18 protein-coding genes are annotated in these 19,778 nt (G+C 37.3%); 11 read left to right on the top strand and 7 right to left on the bottom strand.

Going from position 1 to position 19,778, the window contains the following annotated elements; all coding sequences use genetic code 11:
• The first annotated feature begins 89 nt into the window (after positions 1–89).
• From B5488_RS02440 to B5488_RS02415, 6 genes are all read left to right on the top strand, one after another.
• Positions 90–1,454, top strand: coding sequence for an acyl-CoA dehydrogenase family protein (locus B5488_RS02440; protein WP_079733828.1), 1,365 nt, complete (start codon positions 90–92; stop codon positions 1,452–1,454).
• A 28-nt stretch (positions 1,455–1,482) separates the two neighbouring features.
• Positions 1,483–2,412 carry a 2-hydroxyacid dehydrogenase gene (locus B5488_RS02435; protein WP_079733827.1) on the top strand — a complete coding sequence of 310 codons (930 nt, stop codon included), beginning with the start codon at positions 1,483–1,485 and terminating at the stop codon, positions 2,410–2,412.
• A 16-nt stretch (positions 2,413–2,428) separates the two neighbouring features.
• Complete coding sequence (locus tag B5488_RS02430) at positions 2,429–2,881, top strand: universal stress protein (RefSeq protein WP_079733826.1); 453 nt, start codon at positions 2,429–2,431, stop codon at positions 2,879–2,881.
• Between the two features lie 70 nt (positions 2,882–2,951).
• Entirely contained in the window at positions 2,952–3,890 is a 939-nt protein-coding gene (locus tag B5488_RS02425; RefSeq protein WP_079733825.1) for a pyridoxal-phosphate dependent enzyme, read from the top strand.
• A gap of 80 nt (positions 3,891–3,970) precedes the next feature.
• Positions 3,971–5,128, top strand: a complete 1,158-nt coding sequence (locus B5488_RS02420; RefSeq protein WP_079733824.1) for an ImmA/IrrE family metallo-endopeptidase — start codon at positions 3,971–3,973, stop codon at positions 5,126–5,128.
• Positions 5,128–5,679: a DUF4411 family protein gene (locus tag B5488_RS02415; RefSeq protein ID WP_079733823.1), complete on the top strand. Its 552-nt coding sequence runs from the start codon at positions 5,128–5,130 to the stop codon at positions 5,677–5,679. The genes B5488_RS02420 and B5488_RS02415 overlap by 1 nt, the downstream gene beginning before the upstream one ends.
• Before the next feature lie 70 nt (positions 5,680–5,749).
• On the opposite strand, the gene B5488_RS02410 is transcribed toward B5488_RS02415, so the two are convergent.
• The gene (locus B5488_RS02410) at positions 5,750–6,280 is read right to left on the bottom strand and encodes a DinB family protein (protein ID WP_079733822.1); all 531 of its coding nucleotides are present in this window, start codon (positions 6,278–6,280) and stop codon (positions 5,750–5,752) included.
• A gap of 165 nt (positions 6,281–6,445) precedes the next feature.
• On the opposite strand from B5488_RS02410, the gene B5488_RS02405 reads away from it, so the two are divergent.
• The 3 genes from B5488_RS02405 to B5488_RS02395 all read left to right on the top strand — a co-directional run bounded on the left by B5488_RS02405 (position 6,446) and on the right by B5488_RS02395 (position 10,637).
• Entirely contained in the window at positions 6,446–9,739 is a 3,294-nt protein-coding gene (locus tag B5488_RS02405; RefSeq protein ID WP_079733821.1) for an amidohydrolase family protein, read from the top strand.
• A gap of 116 nt (positions 9,740–9,855) precedes the next feature.
• Positions 9,856–10,197 carry a DUF202 domain-containing protein gene (locus B5488_RS02400; protein WP_079733820.1) on the top strand — a complete coding sequence of 114 codons (342 nt, stop codon included), beginning with the start codon at positions 9,856–9,858 and terminating at the stop codon, positions 10,195–10,197.
• Between the two features lie 71 nt (positions 10,198–10,268).
• Entirely contained in the window at positions 10,269–10,637 is a 369-nt protein-coding gene (locus tag B5488_RS02395; RefSeq protein WP_079733819.1) for a DUF6122 family protein, read from the top strand.
• A 503-nt stretch (positions 10,638–11,140) separates the two neighbouring features.
• Here the strand turns inward: B5488_RS02395 and B5488_RS02385 are convergent.
• Both B5488_RS02385 and B5488_RS02380 read right to left on the bottom strand, forming a co-directional pair.
• Complete coding sequence (locus B5488_RS02385) at positions 11,141–11,500, bottom strand: DUF779 domain-containing protein (protein ID WP_079733817.1); 360 nt, start codon at positions 11,498–11,500, stop codon at positions 11,141–11,143.
• Positions 11,501–11,502: 2 nt separating this feature from the next.
• Positions 11,503–13,002, bottom strand: coding sequence for an aldehyde dehydrogenase family protein (locus B5488_RS02380; RefSeq protein ID WP_079733816.1), 1,500 nt, complete (start codon positions 13,000–13,002; stop codon positions 11,503–11,505).
• Positions 13,003–13,114: 112 nt separating this feature from the next.
• On the opposite strand from B5488_RS02380, the gene B5488_RS02375 reads away from it, so the two are divergent.
• Positions 13,115–14,032 (top strand): AraC family transcriptional regulator, encoded by a 918-nt coding sequence (locus B5488_RS02375; RefSeq protein ID WP_079733815.1) that lies wholly within the window; start codon positions 13,115–13,117, stop codon positions 14,030–14,032.
• Between the two features lie 186 nt (positions 14,033–14,218).
• On the opposite strand, the gene B5488_RS02370 is transcribed toward B5488_RS02375, so the two are convergent.
• The 4 genes from B5488_RS02370 to B5488_RS02355 form a co-directional block, all read right to left on the bottom strand.
• On the bottom strand, positions 14,219–15,181 hold the full coding sequence (locus B5488_RS02370; protein ID WP_079733814.1) for an IS701 family transposase: 963 nt from the start codon (positions 15,179–15,181) through the stop codon (positions 14,219–14,221).
• Between the two features lie 149 nt (positions 15,182–15,330).
• The gene (locus B5488_RS02365) at positions 15,331–16,602 is read right to left on the bottom strand and encodes a DUF2254 domain-containing protein (RefSeq protein WP_079733813.1); all 1,272 of its coding nucleotides are present in this window, start codon (positions 16,600–16,602) and stop codon (positions 15,331–15,333) included.
• Positions 16,603–17,353: 751 nt separating this feature from the next.
• Positions 17,354–17,860: a DUF2141 domain-containing protein gene (locus B5488_RS02360; protein ID WP_231919794.1), complete on the bottom strand. Its 507-nt coding sequence runs from the start codon at positions 17,858–17,860 to the stop codon at positions 17,354–17,356.
• Positions 17,861–18,274: 414 nt separating this feature from the next.
• Positions 18,275–18,658 (bottom strand): DUF302 domain-containing protein, encoded by a 384-nt coding sequence (locus B5488_RS02355; protein ID WP_079733811.1) that lies wholly within the window; start codon positions 18,656–18,658, stop codon positions 18,275–18,277.
• A 495-nt stretch (positions 18,659–19,153) separates the two neighbouring features.
• On the opposite strand from B5488_RS02355, the gene B5488_RS02350 reads away from it, so the two are divergent.
• Positions 19,154–19,768, top strand: a complete 615-nt coding sequence (locus B5488_RS02350) for a deoxynucleoside kinase (RefSeq protein WP_079733810.1) — start codon at positions 19,154–19,156, stop codon at positions 19,766–19,768.
• The last annotated feature ends 10 nt before the right edge of the window (positions 19,769–19,778 follow it).

The raw sequence follows: 19,778 nt of genomic DNA, 5'->3' as shown, positions 1-19,778 counted from the left end.
GTATTTTTTTTGACGTTTTCTTCGGAAAGCTTTAACAACCGGACGCAGTTTTAATTCCTAATTTTAGGACTACACCAATCAAACACCTTATGTCCGTTTTTAGAAAAGTAAGAAACACCATCAACCTATTAAAGTCGGTTGATATGGATCAATTAGCGAAAATAAATGAGCAGATAGACCTTTCAGAAGCGATGAAAAGTTTAGGCCAGTTGGATGCGCGTCAACTCAAGGGTTTGATGAAAATGTTAAAAACCAAACAGAAAAAAGGCCAGAGTGACCTTCCTCCAATTACCGGCGATTTTTACAATTTAGATCTTAAACTTACCGAGGAGCAGCGCAAGCTGCAAATGGAGGTGCGTAATTTTATGGAAGACGAAGTTCGGCCTTTGGTAAACGACCATTGGAACCGTGCTAAATTCCCACACGAGATCATAGAGAAATTCAAAAAACTAAATATCACGGGTGTTCCTTATGAAGGTTATGGATGCCCAAATCTTCCGTTTTTAATGGAAGGCATCATCGCCCAGGAAATTGCCCGGGTAGATGTTTCCATTTCCACCTTTTTCGGTGTGCATAGCGGCCTGGCAATGGGTTCTATTTATCTCTGCGGAAGTGAAGAACAAAAGCAGGAATGGCTTCCGAAGATGCAAAAATTAGACGCTATTGGCGCTTTTGGACTTACAGAACCTAATGTTGGTTCTGGCGTTGCCGGTGGACTCGAAACCACCTGTAAGTTTGATGGTGAAAATTGGATTTTAAACGGACAGAAAAAATGGATTGGTAACGCCACTTTTGCCGATGTGATCATCATTTGGGCGCGAGACGAAGATAGTAATCAGGTAAAAGGTTTTCTCGTAAGAAAAGGAAATCCCGGTTACAAGGCCGAAAAAATGGAAGATAAAATGGCTTTGAGGATAGTTCAAAACGCCATTATTACCTTAACCGATTGCCAAATTCCTGAAAGCGATAGGTTACAAAAGGCAGATTCATTTAAAGATACTGCAAAAGTATTGCGAATGACCCGCGCCGGGGTAGCCTGGCAGGCGGTTGGTTGTGCCCGCGGCGCTTACGAAAGTGCTCTTAAATATACCAGGAAAAGAGAGCAATTTGGCAGGCCAATCGCCTCCTACCAGTTAATACAAAATCACTTAGTAGAAATGGTTTCTAACCTTACCGCAATGCAAACTTTGGTTTTTAGGCTTTCTGAAATGCAGGACGCCGACTTACTTACAGATGAGCACGCTTCTTTAGCAAAAGTTTTCTGTAGTATGCGAACCAGGGACGTGGTAAGCCGTGCCCGTGAAGTCATGGGAGGAAACGGTATTCTACTTGAACATGATGTCGCACGTTTTGTGGCCGATGCGGAGGCCATTTATAGTTATGAAGGAACAAAAGAAATTAATTCGCTCATTGTAGGTCGTGCCATTACAGGGTACAGTGCCTTTGTGAGTTAAATATTAACCATTCAAAAAAAAGATAAGAATGTCATTGTTAGTTGTTAGTCCGGGAAAAGACCCGAAAGCTTGGGTTGAAGCTTTAAAAAATCAACATCCGGGTTTAAATATTTACGTGTATCCAGAAGACCACGACAAAGAAGAGGTAGATTTTGCCTTAACCTGGAACCATCCTCGAGGAATATTTCAAAATTATCCAAACTTAAAAGTTGTTGCTTCTATGGGCGCCGGGGTAGACCATATTACCAGTGATGAAGAGCTCCCTGAAAACGTAATTATCACTAAAGTTGTAGACGATCGCCTGGCAGAAGATATGGGAACTTTTGTACTAACCCTTATTCTGGCGCATCAACGAAACCTGTTACATTATCGTGAGAGTCAAATAAACGAAAAATGGGAACCTGTTTCTTACACCAGAAATAATGACGTTAAAGTTGGCATCTTGGGAATAGGTAACTTAGGACAAAGTGTTTCTAAATGTTTATTGAAAAATGGCTTCCAGGTAATAGGTTTTTCAAAAAATAAAAAAGATTTTGAGAACGTAGAGAGTTACGCCGGGGAAGATGAATTTGATGAATTTTTGGAACAGTCAGACATTTTAGTGAATATGCTTCCACTTACTCCTGAAACCGAAAAAATACTGAATATAGAATTATTTGAAAAACTACCTAAAGGTGCTTATGTGATTAATGTTGCACGGGGCGAACATTTAGTGGAACAGGATTTATTGGCTAAGGTAGATGATGGCCATCTTTCTGGGGCAGCATTAGATGTGTTTTGGGAAGAGCCAATAAGAGACGAACATCCATTTTGGAAACATCCAAAAATTAGAGTAACTCCACACGTTGCCAGCGTTACCCACCCAAACTCTGTAGTGCCGCAAATTATTGAGAATTATGAAAGAGTACAAGATGAGGAAGAACTTAAAAACGTGGTGAAGCGAGATAGAGGATATTAATTAAAAACTTTAGCGTATGAAGACTTTCAAAAATATTTTGGTAGCGGTAGATTTTAATGAGGCCGTTGGAGAACTTATGTCATACGCCGAAAGTATTGCTGAAAAATTCGGGGCTAAGATCTGGGTGGTTCACGTAGCCGCCCCAGATCCCGATTTTGTTGGTTTTGATACAGGCCCGCAATATATTAGAGATATGCGAGCCGATGAATTAAGGGATGAACACAAAGAATTACAGCAAATTCGCGATATGTTTATTGGCAAAAACATAGAATCTGATGCACTTTTAATTCAAGGTTCTACGGTAGAAACCGTGCTGGAAGAAGCCAAAAAGCTAAAAGCCGATATGCTAATTGTGGGCACCCACACACATAGTTTCTTTTATAATCTTTTTGCGGAAAGCGTTTCGGTAGAATTATTTAAGAATTCTGAAATTCCCGTGCTTTCTATTCCTATCGAGGAAGAAAAATAATTTACGCAACTGGAATATAATTTTTTACTGAATTAATTTCTTTTAATTTTATTGATTGAAATCAGTCACAATGATCAGTAAAGAAGATTTTACCAAACTACATTTAGAAATATCACCATACATTCACCGCACCCCGGTCTTATCTTCAGGTTTATTAAACAAATTAGCCGAAACTGAAATCTTCTTTAAATGTGAGAATTTTCAGAAAATGGGTGCTTTTAAAATGCGTGGCGCTACCGCTGCTATTCTCGCTTTAAACGATAAAGAACGAGCAAAAGGAGTGGTAACGCACTCGTCGGGCAACTTTGCCCAGGCGGTTTCGCTTTCGGCTAAAAGTTTAGGAATTCTGGCCTATATTGTGATGCCATCTTCTGCTCCTCAGGTTAAAAAAGACGCGGTAAAAACTTACGGCGGAGAAATTACAGAGTGCGAACCCAATATAAAGGCCCGGGAAAAAGCTGCAGAGGAAATTCAGCAGGAAACCGGCGCCAGTTTTCTTCATCCTTCCAATCAATTAGAAGTTATTTACGGGCAGGGAACCGCGGCGATAGAATTACTGGAAGAAAAACCCGATTTAGATATTATAATCACACCGGTTGGCGGCGGCGGACTTATTGCCGGAACTGCACTTGCTGCAAATTACTTCGGAAATAATTGCAAAACAATTGGCGCCGAACCTTTTGAAGTTGACGATGCTTACCGATCTCTAAAATCGGGGAAAATTGAAACTAATTCCAGCACCAATACAATTGCTGATGGATTAAAAACCCAGCTTGGAGACAAGAATTTTCCCATAATTCAAAAGTTTGTTTCTGAAATTATACGAGTTGAAGAAGATGAAATTATCAATGCTATGAAGCTTATTTGGGAACGTATGAAAATTGTAATAGAACCTTCCAGCGCAGTTGCTTTCGCCGCAGTTTTACGCGAAAAAGAGAAATTCCGAGGAAAAAAAGTTGGAATCATTATTTCCGGTGGAAATGTAGATTTAAGTAATTTGCCTTTTTAGATTTCCTATCTAAGCTTAATTATCTGAATAAAATAAATAGCATACAAATTTCGTACTTTTGTAAAAATTCAAAGGAATTCTTGAAATTAGAACACAATATATCTAGAATAGAATATTTATTAGAATTATACAGACTTTCTGTAGAAGAGCTTTTAAATATTATTAGTGAAGGAATTAAAAATCCTATCACTAGAGATGACTTGTTTTCAAGAGAAATTAAAGTAAGCACTTTAAAGAAGATAGATAAAGTTTTCAACAAAGGCTTGAATTATTATCTAGATCCTAGTGAACCCCACCATTCAAAGGATGCTAGTATCTTTTTCAGAAAAGACAACTTTAATTCTGACTTGAATATTGGAGCAAAAAAAGTAGTTAACCAATTCGAAGATCTAAAAATCTCCCTATCTGCAATATCTAAGTTGACAGACTTTAATTTGGAAAGAAATTTCCGAATTTATAATGTCCAGGATAGTCCTTTAGAGGTAGCGACGGAAGTAAGGAAAGTTCTTTATCCTTCTATAACTGCCAGGAAATTAAGAGATTTTTTAAAGTTACTTATAGATTCATTTGCCGAGTCCAATATTATGGTTTTTGAGTTTATAGAAACCTGGAATAAAAAAGACAAAGCAAATATAAATGGATTTTTTTTGAGTCCGAATACAATCGTGTTAAAGAGGCAGCAAAAATCATTTAGAAGAGAAATTTTTACTTTAGTTCATGAGTTAGGGCATTTTCTATTAAATGAAGAAGAAATTGAAGAAGTAGATTATAAATCTATCTCTAAAAATCACCTTAGTAAAATTGAGAACTGGTGTAATGAATTCGCTTATTATTTTCTAGTTGGCGAATACCATACTGAAATAGATAATCTTGAAAAGGCTCACGCCAACAACGATTATCATCACAACCTAATAGATGATATTTCAAGGGAGACACACCTTAGCACCCTAGCACTTTACACAAGATTGCTGTATGATAATAAAATCTCTCAGAAAGATTATACCAAAATCAAACATGAGATAAAATTAGCTTTTCAGGAAAAAGTAGCAGAAGAAAACAAAATTAAAGAATTGGAAAAATTACAAGGAATTAAAAGAGGAGGCTCTGTTCCAAAACCAATTAATTCTCCCCTATTCATAAATACACTCCAAAACGCCTTATATGATGGAATTATAAATGAGTATGAATTTTGTAAAAAACTTAAAATAAAACCTGAAAAAATGGAACAATATATCTAATGAAAATTATTGTAGATACTAGTTCCTGGATAGCTTTGGTTCGATATTATATTCCCTTCGATCCAAAGTCTAATATTTATCTATTTTTTAAACAAGGAATTGAAGACGGATCAATTATTTTAATTGATGAAGTACATCAAGAATGTTCATTTGTTGCAAAAAAAATTGTTTTAAAAAATCTCAGCTTTTTTAATGATAAGAAGAACATTACGAGGACAACAGATCTTTACCCTTCTCCCAAATTCTTTAACCTAATTGATAATCAGTTTTCAATTCAATCTCAAAAGAGACGATTAACTAATGTAGAATTTGAAAACCGAAAGGAAATATTCTTAAAATCGGCGGATTCAAAGATTATTTTGCAAGGATTAAAATTTATAAAGGAGGGTGAAATTGCAGACGTTATTGTAGTTTCGGAAGAAACGAGTTCTGCTAACGATCATAAGCTTTTTAAAAAAATTCCCGCAATTTGCAGTATTTTAAAAATTGAGTGTTTAACATTACCTGATTTAATCGAGAAATTCAATAATGAAATAAATCTCAAATTTTAAAAGCAATTTAGCAGAAAATGTATGAAAAAACTATAGAGCGAAAAATTACTAAAAGAACAAAGTCATAGCTCTATTCCCCCAGTTTATTAGTGATTCTTTCCTTCAAAACACTCACCGTTATCAAAAGCTGTCCCACGTGCCGCTGACTATGCTCTGCAGCGTGAAAAAGCAATCCGATTACCGTTGAAGGCAATTCTTTTCTTCCCACAGGCCTATATTTGGTTAAAATATTTTCAGGTGTATTTTTCAGAAATGCGATGGCTTCATTTACTTTTTTCTGAAAATTTTGAATAAGGATTCCTACTGAAAGCTTTTCGTCTGGTTTCTCTTCATTTTTTAAATAATGAAATTGATTTTTCGATAAATTTTCGGCTTGAGCGTAGGTCAGCATTCTATCTAGCACTCCGGTTAAATGTTGCAAATGGAATCCAACGGAAGCCCTGCCGGCAGGTTTTTTCCATAATAATTCTTCAGGAAAATCTTGCAGATATTTTTCCAATTCTTCGCTAGATTGTAATAAAGCGTGGGCAGCGGGTTGCAGTAGAGCGGGAACACCCTTAATTTCTCCCCTTAACCAAACTTCAGGTTTCTTACTATTCATTATTCAGGAAATTTTATTCAAAAATATCTTCAAAACAAACTTAATGGAAAAGCCATGAATTCAAGAAAATAAAATCCAAAAACAAGAAGCGGTTTAAATCTGAGTGAGCAATTAGAGCTTTTAAGCTTTTCATAGTATATTTAGCCTCGTTAAAAAAACCACACTATGCTTAGAAAATTCCTTCCGGCTATTATTTTACTACTCGCCGCTCCAAACCTATTTTCACAAGAAAAAGAAGAAGAAAAGAAATGGGATGTAAACGATCCATATTCCGATGACTGGAATATCAAAGAAGTTGAATTGCAAACCGACGAAGGCACCTGGATAAATCTCGATGTCTCTCCAGAGGGTAAAACCATTGTTTTTGATCTTTTAGGTGATATTTATAAAATGCCAATTAGTGGCGGAAAATCGGAGCTTTTACGAAGCGGAATGGCCTATGAAGTTCAGCCGCGTTTTAGCCCCGATGGTTCTAAAATCTCTTTTACCAGCGACGCTGGTGGTGGTGATAACATCTGGGTTATGGATGCCAATGGAGAAAATGCGAAGCAACTCACCAAAGAAGATTTTAGATTATTAAACAATGCAGTTTGGACTCCTGACGGTAACGCGATTGTAGCCAGAAAACACTTTACTTCCGGCCGTTCTCTTGGTGCCGGTGAAATGTGGTTATACCATATTGGCGGCGAAGGCGGATTGCAGCTTACCGAGCGTAAAAACGACCAGCAGGATGTGAATGAACCCAGTATTTCTCCCGATGGACGCTACCTTTATTACAGTGAAGATATGTACCCAGGCGGAATGTTCCAATACAATAAAGATCCTAATAAGCAAATTTATGTTATAAAAAGATACGATTTTGAAACCGGAGAAAACACTACTATTACCGGTGGTCCCGGCGGCGCAGCAAGACCCCAGGTGTCACCTGATGGAAAAAAACTCGCTTTTATAAAACGAATCAGGACAAAATCGGTTTTATATATTCACGACCTGGAAACCGGAGAAGAATGGCCGGTTTACGATAAACTGAGCAAAGACCAGCAAGAAGCCTGGGCTATTTTTGGGGTTTATCCCGGATTTAGTTGGATGCCTTCGGGAGACGAAATTGTGTTTTGGGCTGAAGGAAAGATAAACAAGGTAGATATTGAAGATTATTCCTCTGAAATAATTCCTTTTGAGGTTGAAAATACCATAGAAATCGCCGAAGCTCACCGCAGCGAACACGAAGTTTTTTCCGAGGAATTTAATCCTAAAGTGATTCGTCACGCGGTGACTTCTCCTAACGGAAAAACCCTTGTTTTTAACGCGGTAGGTTATTTATGGAAAAAATCTTTACCAAACGGAAAACCTCAGCGAATCACCAACGGCGAAGACTTTGAATTTGAGCCTGCTTTTTCTCCTGACGGAAAAGAGATCGTTTATGTAACCTGGAGTGACTCCAAAATGGGCGCTTTAATGAAAGTAAGTTTAAATGGAAGGAATCCGCAAAAACTCACTTCAGAAAAAGGTATTTATAGAAATCCTGCTTTTTCCAATGATGGTAAGCAAATTGTTTTTGTAAAGGAAAGAGGCAATAGCGACCAGGGACAAACCTTTAGTAAGGAACCGGGAATTTATACGATTAGTGCTTCCGGAGAAAATAAAAAGAAGATCCACGATTCCGGAGATTTCCCGATATTCAGTAAAGATGATTCTAGAATTTTCTTTCAAACCGGTGGCGCGCTTATGGGAAGCCTGGAGAAAAGTTTAAAAAGTATAGATCTAAGCGGAAATGACGAGCGTACGCATATCAACTCAAAACACGCAAATCGTTTAGTGCCGAGTCCAGATAATAAATGGGTTGTTTTTAGTCATTTGCACCAGGCTTATTTGGCGCCGCTAACTATGACCGGGCGCACTTTAGATTTAGATAATAATACCAAAACCATCCCGGTAACTCAAATTACTAAAGATGCAGGAATGAACCTGCATTGGTCGAACAACAGCCAAAATGTTCATTGGACGTTGGGTGACGAATATTTTACCAATAAAGTTTCAGAGCGTTTTACTTTCCTGGAAAGTTCTCCCGATTCTATTCCCGATATTACTGAGGAAGGAACCAAAATTGGACTTAAACTAAAAACCGATGTTCCAGAAGGGCAAATTGCTTTTACAAACGCCAGGATCATTACCATGAATGGCGATGAAGTAATTGAAAATGGAAGTATTTTAATTGAAGAAAATAAAATTATTTCCGTAGGTGAAGCTTCCGAAGTAAATATTCCAAACAAAGCGAAAGTTTATGACCTGGAAGGAAAAACAATAATGCCGGGTATTGTTGATGCCCACGCACATATTGGTGCCTTTAGATATGGCTTAACGCCAGAAAAACACTGGCCGCTATACGCAAATATGGCTTTTGGGGTAACCACCGTGCACGATCCTTCGGCTTTGAGTGAGAGCATTTTTAGTATGGCCGAAATGGTAAAAGCCGGCGAAATGGTAGGTCCGCGAATTTATTCCACCGGAATTATTCTTTATGGCGCAGAAGGCGACTTTAAAGCGGTGATCAATAGTTTAGATGACGCCAGATCGGCTTTAAGAAGAACTAAGGCTTTTGGGGCGACTTCAGTAAAAAGTTATAATCAGCCACGCCGGGAGCAGCGCCAGCAAATTATGCAGGCTGCAAAAGAATTAGAGATGAATGTGGTTCCTGAAGGTGGAAGTACCTTTTTGCACAATATGAATATGATTGTGGATGGACACACCGGGATCGAACACAATATTCCAATTGCCCCGGTTTATAAAGATGTAAAAACACTTTGGGGAAATAGCAACGCCGGTTATACGCCGACTTTAATTGTAAATTACGGCGGAATTAACGGCGAATATTATTTCTACGACAAAGATAAAGTTTGGGAAAATGAGCGTTTGTTGAATTTCACACCAAGACAAATCGTAGATTCCCGTTCGCGCAGAAGAGAAACTTTGCCCGACGAAGAATATAAAAACGGACCTATTTTGGTTTCAGAAACCGCCAAAGAACTTTCTGATATTGGCGTAAAAGTTAACCTTGGTGCACACGGACAGCTTCAGGGACTTGGTGCTCACTGGGAACTTTGGTTGCTGCAAATGGGCGGAATGACCAATATGGAAGCTTTGCAGGCGGCTACAATTAACGGTGCCCAATATATTGGAATGGGCAGCGAAATAGGTTCGTTGGAAGAGGGAAAGCTGGCTGATTTAATTGTTTTAGAGGAAAATCCGTTAAAAGATATTCGCAATTCAGAATCTGTAATTTATACTATGGTTAATGGAAGGTTGTATGATGCTAAAACGATGAACGAAATTGGCAACAACCCAAAAGAACGCAGTGAATTTTACTGGGAAGATAACAAATATAATGCGGCATTTCCGTGGCACGAAAGCACACAAAGCTTTACAGCACCGGGTTGCACCTGCCATAGATTGACCAATTAAAAAACCAAAATCACAAACTGGATAGTTAGATTTAAGTTCTTGCTTAAACAAACCGAATTTGGTAACTTTTAAAGCAAATTAACTATCCAGTTTTCTATGCTGAAATATGAAATTTTATGAGAAGGGTTAAATTTGGAAAGCTTTTCACTCACAGAAAGATAGATGAAAGTATCATTCGTGAACATCTTGCGCTGGAAAGAACTAAGCTCGCCAATGAGCGCACGTTATTATCCTACACTCAAGCGGCTATGTATTTTCTGCTGGGAGGTTTGGCTTTAATTCAGCTAAAGGAATATGAAGAGATGCATTATATTGGCTATCTGGCCCTGGTTATTTCTGTATTGTTCCTCACTATTGGCATTTGGCGATTCATCGTACTTAGAAATAAGATGAAAGATCTTTTAAAGGGGAAAATAGAGTCTACAGCTGAAGAGGAAGAAGAGCCAGAAAATAATTAATAAGTTTATTGGAATCCAGAGTTTGATATTTTTTTAAAATCAATTAAAGCTTTAATTTTTAATAACTCCAATTGCAAAGTTTCACACATTACTTCCTTCATTTTATAGCAATTGGTGCTATCGCCTGGTTTTATGACAAAAAGAACTGGAAAAAGAACTGGTTAATTTTACTCGCTACTATGGCCGTAGACCTGGATCATGTTTTTGCTGAGCCATTATTTGACCCCATGCGCTGCGGAATTAGCTACCATCCACTGCATTCCCAGCTTGCTATCCTTACCTATTTTTTAGGAATGATCTTTACTAAAAATAAAGTCCTAAGACTCATTTTTATTGGTCTACTATTTCATATGCTGACCGATTTTATAGATTGCCTTTGGATGTTTTCTAAATGTGAAGAATGCTATACTTCTTCTGAAATTTATAAGTGGATAAATTAAGAGTTACAAAAAAACCTTGTTTTCAGAAGTTCCAGTAACAAATTAGCTCAGATGAAATCGTATTTATTCTTTACGCCATGATAAAGGGGTAATTTAAGAATCCCGATAATATCGATTAAGAGCTGCCGATCTAGCAATAAATATCTATTATCGAGTAAAATGCCCCTCCTCTGGAGCTGTATTCCATTTTCAACAATTTTTTCTACAAATATAACGCCTCTATGAGGCTTAAACATCTTTACATTTTTAAATCTTTAGCTCCGGAGGAGCGTAATATTTATAGAAAACAAATCAAGAACCTCGGGGCAAGCCCACGAGGTATGAATCGGAAAATTATTTTTTAATTCGAGGCAAGCCTACGGGTAATTAAACCCTCTGGAGGGATTAAGCATTCAATCTGATGAGCTCCAGCGGAGCGACATATTTTCATTTAAAAAAAGCCCGAAAACCTGAATATTTAGGGAGATATTCAGATTCCAGGCTTCTTCTGTTTAAGTAATAATTTAAGGGTTTAAATTCTTGTTTTCTTCATCGTTAAGCATTCTTGATTTTATGAGAAAACGGTAACCGGTTGGAATATCGAGGGAAAAACTGCCTCCCCTACCCTTTACAATATCTACAGTAAGATGCGTGTGTTTCCAATATTCAAACTGGTCGTGGCTCATATAAAAATTAACGCCGCCAACTTCACCCATTAAAATATCGTTGTCGTCTATATAAAAGTCTTCCTTTGGCAATAACATAGGCGAAGACCCGTCGCAGCAGCCACCGCTTTGGTGAAAGATCACCTCACCGTGCTGTTGCTTTAATTCTTGCAGTAAATTATCTGCTTCAGGAGTTATTACTACTCTTTTAAATTCCATTTCTAAAAGAATCCTAATTTATTCTTATCATAAGAAATCAGCATATTCTTGCTTTGTCTATAATGATTCAGCATCATTAAGTGATTTTCTCTTCCAAAGCCAGATTTTTTATAACCTCCAAACGGTGCGTGGGCAGGATAATCGTGATAGCAATTCACCCAAACCCTACCGGCTTTTATCGCTCGCGGAATTTGATACAGTTGATGCGCATCTCGTGTCCAAACCCCGGCTCCAAGCCCGTACATCGTATCGTTTGCAATTTCAATGGCTTCGGCTTCATCTTTAAAAGTACAAACCGCTACCACTGGTCCAAAAATCTCTTCCTGGAAAACACGCATTTTATTATGGCCTTTTAAAATAGTTGGTTGAATATAAAATCCATTTCCTAAATCGCCGTCAAGTTTTGCAGAGTCCCCACCGGTTAATACCTCGGCACCTTCATCTTTTCCAATTTTTATATATTCCAGAATTTTTTGATGCTGATCGCTGGAAGCCTGTGCCCCCATCATCGTTGATTCTTCAAACGGGTTACCCATTTTAATAGCTTCGGTTCGCTCAATTACCCGTTTAATGAATTCATCATAAATATCTTCCTGAATTAAAATCCTGGATGGCGCGGTACAAACTTCTCCCTGGTTAAAGGCGAAAAGCACGGCGCCTTCAATACATTTATCCAGAAAAGCATCATCGTGATCCATAATACTATTGAAGAAAACATTCGGAGATTTCCCTCCCAATTCCATTGTTACCGGGTTCAGGTTTTTTGAAGCATACTGCATAATCAACTGCCCCGTGGTGGTTTCTCCAGTAAAGGCAACTTTATCTACGTTAGGACTGGAAGCCAAAGGTTTCCCGGCTTCAGGACCAAATCCGTGAATTACGTTAAACACTCCCGGAGGTAAGAGATCTGCTATTTTTTCCGCTAAGAATGTTGCTGAAGCCGGGGTTTGTTCCGCAGGTTTTAATACCACGCAATTTCCTGAAGCCAAAGCCGGAGCAACTTTCCAGGCCAGCATTAGTAATGGAAAATTCCACGGAATAATTTGTGCAACTACACCAAGTGGCTCATTAATTATTAGGGAAAGGGTGTTTTCATTCAATTCTGTAGCCGATCCTTCTTCGGCTCTAATCGCTGAAGCAAAATATCTAAAATGATCTGCCGCTAAAGGTACATCGGCATTCATTGTTTCGCGAATGGATTTCCCGTTATCGGCCGTTTCCATTTGGGCAAAGGTTTCCAGGTTTTCCTGGATTACATCGGCAATTTTATGCAGAATCCCGGCGCGCTCTGCCGCCGAAGTATTGCCCCATTGGTGTTTGGCATTATTTGCCGCTTCAATCGCGCTTTTCACATCCTTCTCATTAGACCTGGGATATTTAGCCAAAAGCTTATTATCTACCGGGGAATGATTATCGAAATACTTTCCGTCTATAGGATCCTGGAATTTCCCGTTAATGAAATTGCCGTATTTCTCTTTAAATTTTGGTGCTGAATAGCTCATAGAAATATTTTTTAAATTTACATTCCTAATATCCCTAATTTTAAGAGGAATTAATTGAACTTTTCTACAAATAAGTATTACATTACTATTAACTTCTTAAATTAAACGTGCTTTGAATACTAATTTATCAAACTATAATCGCAATTTAAAGCTAAATACTTCTATTGAAAACAGAACGATTTACAGCGCAGATTACGCCGAACTAAATGTTTTTGAAACCCAGCAGGTAGCAGAAAAGGTGAATCTTCAGTTTGGATTTCCAATAATTGCGAGTATGCTTACGGGTAAAAAAATAATGCATTTGGAGGGAATGAAATCCTTTGATTTTTATCCTGGAGAATCTGTAGTGCTGCCTTCAGACAAAAAAATGATCATCGATTTTCCGGAAGCGAATACCAAAAATCCTACCCGTTGCCTCGCCCTGGGAATTGATCCCGATAAAATAAAAGAAACCGTTGAGATCTTTAACGAAAATACCAGGATTGACTTTGAAAATGACACGCACAGTTTTGATGCCAGCGCAGTTCATTTAGCCAATAACCACCAGGTACAGTTCGTTTTAGACCGTATTTTTAGCACTTTCCTGGAAGACGGCAAAGCTAAAGACGCGCTGCTGGACCTTATGGTAAAAGAACTTATTATCAGGTTGCTTCAAACCAAAGCTAAAGTGATGTTGATAGATAATGAAACGCTTTTTGATAATAACCGTATGGCCTTTATCGTAAAATATATGCGTGAACATCTTACCGAAAATATTAACGTAGATAAACTCGCTAACAAAGCCTGTATGAGCACTTCTAATTTCTACCGAAGTTTTAAAAACACGCTGGGCGAAACACCTATAGATTATTTAAACGGGGAGCGAATTAAATTTGCAAAAAAACTAATTCAAAAAACAGGCTGGAAGTTTTCTGATATCGCTTATAAAAGTGGTTTTAACAACACAAGTTATTTTAACCGGCAGTTTAAACGCTTGGAAAAAATTACTCCAAATCAATACAGGAAGTTAGTTAAAGGCAATTTCACCTAATATTTCGCCGCACTTTTAATCCAATTTTCAAGGGCCTTTTCATAGTTTCCATCTATAGAAAATTTTTAGTGAGTTTAAGCTTTTGGCCAAAAACGCGGGATCGTTATAGGAATTCTTCACCACTATAACGGCCACAAGCCTTTTGTAAGTAACTCACCTTACGCAAAAATTAATCAAAAAGGGCCGTCATGCTACCCTTGGTGTTGATAACTTATTGAGTTCTGCACAAGCCGCTTGTTGAGCGGCCAGGTATATCTGGGTTTTCATTGCAAAATGATTTTTTTTGGTCCTCTGTTTCAACCATTCCAGTTTTATGTACGCCACGATGGACAGCACATAATGGTTGGTTTGGGTCTTGATTGTTTTCGTTAGGCTTTTGCCAAAACCCGTATTGCTTTTTATGGATTTGTGATATTCCTCTACTCCCCACCGTTTTTTGTAGATCGTAGTTATTTGGTCATACGATAGGTTTAAATCACTACAGGCCAGGTACAACTCGCCGACTGTACCGTTCTCGTTTTTGAAAACCTGCTTTGTGAGCAACAGCGGAAAATCCAGTTCTTCGAACCAGACCTCCACGGTCTGCTGTCCCGGCTGTAGCGTTTCAATACTTATGTATTCCTTTTTTTCTTTGCCCCCCAATGACAAGGACACCTTTCTATTGCTTTTTAGGGCAAGGACAAAATCGACTCCCAACTCTTTTTTCGCACATATCATATTTTCGATCGATGAATACCAGCTATCGCCCAAAACATAATCGAACCTGAACTTGCCATGGCATTCCCGGAGCATTTTCCTGAACATTTCATTTTTGGTCGTCCTGCTTTTGCGTTTTGTCTTTCCCGTCTTGGGATCGGCCACCCAAACGTCCTTCTTTACGAACTCAACGGCACAGGGCAACCCCATACCGGCAACCTCTACCAGGGCGGTCAAAAAATTAACCCCTTTGACGGACCGGCCGAACACGTGGTCGTAATGCCAGCAATTCAGTTCGCTCTCATCGGTGTACCGTTTCTCTTCTATGGAATCGTCAAAACTTAAATACACGACCTCTTTAGACTGGGTCATTTCTTGAATATAGACCTTTGCCTTCTGCCATAAATTTGCTGTCGTAATCACCATTGGACAACTCACGTGTGACCTTGTCATGCTTTATTGACAATAATGAGGCCATGCCCGTTGCCGTGGTATAAGAACTTGAACTTATCAAATAATCGCTGTATAGATCCGCAAAATTTTCCATATTTCCAAAAATATAGTTATCAACAATTCAAAAGTTAAAACTAAGGAATTTTATATTATCTTGCGTAACGTGAGTAACTAAATAAGCATTGCTTTTCTAAAATATCGAGATCATGTTTCAATTTGATTGCCAATTCGGCACTATTGAAGGCATACTTTGAATATTGAATTGCAGCTGCTTTTATTTCAGCATCATTTATCGTTTCTAACGAATTAAATGTTTTTTGCAATCGCAACATTACTTCTATATATCCTGCACCATCTCTAGAAATAGACCTAAATGCATCATCAAAAAGTTCTTCCATCGAGATTTGTGGAACTTCTATACAATCATAAAGTACAGTAATTTCTGTGCTGTTTTCAATCTCATCATTCCATAAAAAAAGGAGTCTTTCTTGGCTAGTAATTATTTGGATGGCGGTTCCAGGATCATTAATGCCAGTAGATAATGCTCGACTGGCAATTTCTGCTAATGTAAGTAACCCAAATCGAGGATCTTCGGGAAATAATCTTGTATGACCAACGTGAATGGCATCATTAAGCTTTTGAGTAACTTTACTCATATCTAAATCTTGATTGGAACTAATGAATGCGATTACAAAATTTTTATGAATAAATTTACCCGGAAGACAATTAAGGCGAATTTTTAGCCCCATCTCTTTAGCCAAATCCTGTAAAGCATGCATATTTATGTGTTCAACGTACCCAATAGAATCAGCAAGCACTGATTTTCCATCTGGGAATTTGCCAGTTATGGGAAGAGCATTGAGCAAAGGATTTTTAATGTAGTTGGATAAAGATTTCGCGGCTACTGCTTCTACCTGCATGATGGTACGCTCCAACCTACCTAATCTTGAAATACTGTCTACCCACCTTAAGAAGGTGAGTATGACTACTGCAAAGAATACTAAAGTGATTAAGAAGAGAATAAATTTACCCGCTTGATTGTAATACCCATTATCCATAGCAACTGTAGCGACAATACTAAATATAAATGCGCCTATGAATGTAGAAAGAGCATATTGCGACACATCGTCTGTGATTACAATTTTAAAAGACCTTGGAGTTGCAGTGGTACTTGCCGCGGAATAGGCTGAAAGCATCGATGCAACTGCAAATATCGAGATGACCAACATGCTGGAAGATAAAATATCCAAAAGTCCTTCAATCGATTCTGACTTTATAATGGGAACAAGATCATTAAGTTGGGTCTCATCGGCTTGATGGGCGATTAGTGCAGCAGCCACTGAGATTAAACAAAATATCAAAGGTCTAAACCATAAACGCTCTTGAATCCTATTGTAATAAATGATGATCTTTTTTTTCATAGTATTCTTAATTGATTTTATAGGCGGTCACAGCAGTTTTTATAGATGGTGCACAATTCGTTATACGATATTCATCCTAAATTTTTATCCCATTCTCATCAAGGATAACAGTAGGATTGTTAATCAAATCGCATTTAATTCTTTCTCATTTTGTACCATAAACTTTACCCTCCATAATCGCAATTTATTCATTCTCTCTTATTGTTTAAGAATTCATGAATCGCCCAAAAAAATTTCCACTCTTCTATGAATTTTCTACTATAGCGATTTCCTCCTCAGTCAACCCATAAAGCTCATACACCATTTGGTCGATTTCTGCTTCTAAAGTAGAAATATCTGTTGCAAGGTTTTCTTTTTCAAGCCTAGTATTTTGTGTTTTTCGGTTATCCCTTCATTAACGGGCATCATAAGGCCGTTTTAACTGGCACGGTTCGAACCGTAATATCCTTGCAATCGGCAACCAACCGGTTCAGTCAACACTGCGTTCATGTTAGGCCGTAGCGACCACACGAACACTTAGTTATTGCAAATAGTATTATTTTAAGGATAATCAAGAAGCGAAAACCTATTATTTAATAATCAGATTTTTGTCGGTACGGTACTTTCTTTAGGTTTCTTTTTATGGTCTTAGGAGTTGATTCTAAAAGTTAAATTTCCGCTGCTCATTCTAGCAGATTCGGCTATGATTTGGAATTTTTCTGTTCCTGCTTTTAAATCATTCCCTACAACAGGAATAGATAATTTTAAATTTTTAGTAGTTCAAATTTATAGACATTTCCAAAACTCCTCCATCATATAAAAATTCAGCGTCAGAAAAAGAAGGAGCGCTCAATGTAACCTCTGCACCACTGGAAAAACCATAACCTTCCTTCGGAAATCCAAACATATTAGTGTCAAGTTCACCGTTGCGGTTTTCATCATGGATCACGGCAATGGCATATTTTCCCGGTAGAATATCTGAAAACTCAAAACTCGCATCTGTTCCGCTTATTTGTGTTATCATGATTTTAGGTGCGAATTTCAGGAATTTATTGGGGAAACCTTCCCCAGATTCAAAAATCGCACAGGCGATAACCCCAGTATTGTTACTTATGTTCTGAATTTTTACATTAACGGAGGGGCATTCTGTCTGAGCAAACCCATTTGACGGCAGCCATACTAAGCTTAGAGCCAGCCAAAAAAACAGCTGTGAAAATTTTCGGAAAATATAGGGGTTTTCAGAATGCCCGGTATTTTGAGAAAAAAACTTAAAAAACATATTATTCATCATTTTACTGTATTTTTTTTAAACACTCCTAAGTTAATCATATTTGCTTTAAAATACAAGTTGGTAAAAAGAAATAACGACTGTTTTTATTTAAATTTTTAATGTTTCTGTTTATTTGTGCAATAATATTTTGTGGCTCTGTCGTATTAATGCGCTCAGGTTAAGATTAAGGTTAAGTGGCGGGAGCAGGAACACGGATTCTTTTGAAAATTTCTTTTGCTGTAGCAGAATCCAAACTTAGATCATATCGAATATTTACATAAATATAGTTATCAACAACTCAAAAGTTAAAATTGAGGAATTTTATATTATCTTGCATAACGTGAGTAATTAATTTCAAAACGAAATTCACATATTTCTGAAATAATACCTTCGTGAGTAGCTATATCAAATTTCCCTGATTTTCTAACTTTTCCTACCTAAAACTTTGGAAGCTATGGTTTTAAGGTATTTTTTCATTTCAGGAAGGTTTTTCACAGCCTTAAATTGATATCTGGATTTTAGATAATTAATACTGCTATAAATGACTTTCGCCTTATTTTTATCCTTATAAACCAACATTTTATGCCGAAGGTCTACCCCGGACAATTGATCACTTTGCATTAATAATGCACCTTGTTTGGGATTTCCGAATATTAAAATCCTTACTTCAGAAAGTTCTAAACTAGCTTTTTCGGCATTTTTAGAATATTTAATTTTAGTAAAAAGGGAAAGCGCTTCGTTTTGTTCCAGCAGCGATTCTAATCTTGAAACAGTACTTTCATAACCATACTTACTTGGGCTTATCATAAGATGGTCGTTTTGCTTTTCTTGAGCAAAGCCGGTAAAATTCAGAAGAAGAAGATAAATTTTAACAGGGATTTCATAAGCTGCAATTCTAACTTTAAGTTAATCAATTTTAAGTAGATATAGAATCAGTATTGTCCGGTAAAGGAGTAAAGATCTCCGAGCTTTCGGGGCGGCAAGAATAAAGAAAAAAGACTAAATACAACCTGCTGGATATCAATGTTCTTTAAGTAAGGTTTTTAAATTATGAAACTAAATGTTCATTTTTTCTAAAGCAAGGTGTGGAAAAGGAAAAACATCCAAATTGCCCTTCATCATTCATATTCCATCAAGTCAGAAAAACTTTATCGGACAACAATAATATAAAATCAAAAAAATTAGACTTTAAAAAATTATGAGTATTTTGATAGGGTGCAAAATATAGAGGTTTGGTTATTCTTGTATCTTTGCATCTGCGCTGCATTTAGCGCAACTAACTACACAAACTAATATATAGATATGCACGTAGCCATTGCGGGAAATATAGGAGCAGGAAAAACCACACTTACCAAATTATTGGCAAAACATTATAAATGGGAAGCTCAATATGAAGACGTCCTGGAGAACCCTTATTTGGAAGATTTTTACAATAAAATGGAGCGTTGGTCCTTCAATCTTCAAATTTATTTTCTAAATAGCCGTTTTAGGCAAATTCTCCAAATTCGAGAAAGCGGAAAGGATATTATTCAAGATAGGACCATTTATGAAGATGCTCATATTTTCGCACCAAACCTGCATGCCATGGGTTTAATGACCAATAGGGATTTTAAAAATTACAGTTCGCTTTTTGACCTTATGGAAAGCGTGGTGCAGGGACCCGATCTCCTTATTTATTTAAGAAGCAGTATCCCTAATTTGGTATCGCAAATTCATAAACGCGGACGCGACTATGAAAACTCGATTTCTATAGATTATTTAAGTCGGTTAAATGAAAGATATGAAGCCTGGGTACACAATTATAGCAAAGGAAATTTGTTAATAATAGACGTAGATAATATTAACTTTGTAGATAATCCCGAAGATCTGGGAGATATTATCAACCGTATTGACGCTGAAATTCACGGTTTATTTTAATATTAATAAA

The sequence above is a fragment of the Salegentibacter salegens genome, from assembly GCF_900142975.1.
Classification (GTDB): Bacteria; Bacteroidota; Bacteroidia; order Flavobacteriales; family Flavobacteriaceae; genus Salegentibacter; species Salegentibacter salegens.
Note: the sequence above shows the minus strand (reverse complement) of the source record. Positions and strands in the feature narration are given on the sequence as shown.

Coding starts and splice junctions, on each gene's coding strand:
- B5488_RS02440 (WP_079733828.1), top strand. CDS start 90: ATGTCCGTTTTTAGAAAAGTAAGAAACACCATCAACCTATTAAAGTCG.
- B5488_RS02435 (WP_079733827.1), top strand. CDS start 1,483: ATGTCATTGTTAGTTGTTAGTCCGGGAAAAGACCCGAAAGCTTGGGTT.
- B5488_RS02430 (WP_079733826.1), top strand. CDS start 2,429: ATGAAGACTTTCAAAAATATTTTGGTAGCGGTAGATTTTAATGAGGCC.
- B5488_RS02425 (WP_079733825.1), top strand. CDS start 2,952: ATGATCAGTAAAGAAGATTTTACCAAACTACATTTAGAAATATCACCA.
- B5488_RS02415 (WP_079733823.1), top strand. CDS start 5,128: ATGAAAATTATTGTAGATACTAGTTCCTGGATAGCTTTGGTTCGATAT.
- B5488_RS02410 (WP_079733822.1), bottom strand. CDS start 6,280: ATGAATAGTAAGAAACCTGAAGTTTGGTTAAGGGGAGAAATTAAGGGT.
- B5488_RS02405 (WP_079733821.1), top strand. CDS start 6,446: ATGCTTAGAAAATTCCTTCCGGCTATTATTTTACTACTCGCCGCTCCA.
- B5488_RS02400 (WP_079733820.1), top strand. CDS start 9,856: ATGAGAAGGGTTAAATTTGGAAAGCTTTTCACTCACAGAAAGATAGAT.
- B5488_RS02385 (WP_079733817.1), bottom strand. CDS start 11,500: ATGGAATTTAAAAGAGTAGTAATAACTCCTGAAGCAGATAATTTACTG.
- B5488_RS02380 (WP_079733816.1), bottom strand. CDS start 13,002: ATGAGCTATTCAGCACCAAAATTTAAAGAGAAATACGGCAATTTCATT.
- B5488_RS02370 (WP_079733814.1), bottom strand. CDS start 15,181: ATGACAAGGTCACACGTGAGTTGTCCAATGGTGATTACGACAGCAAAT.
- B5488_RS02365 (WP_079733813.1), bottom strand. CDS start 16,602: ATGAAAAAAAAGATCATCATTTATTACAATAGGATTCAAGAGCGTTTA.
- B5488_RS02360 (WP_231919794.1), bottom strand. CDS start 17,860: ATGTTTTTTAAGTTTTTTTCTCAAAATACCGGGCATTCTGAAAACCCC.
- B5488_RS02355 (WP_079733811.1), bottom strand. CDS start 18,658: ATGATAAGCCCAAGTAAGTATGGTTATGAAAGTACTGTTTCAAGATTA.
- B5488_RS02350 (WP_079733810.1), top strand. CDS start 19,154: ATGCACGTAGCCATTGCGGGAAATATAGGAGCAGGAAAAACCACACTT.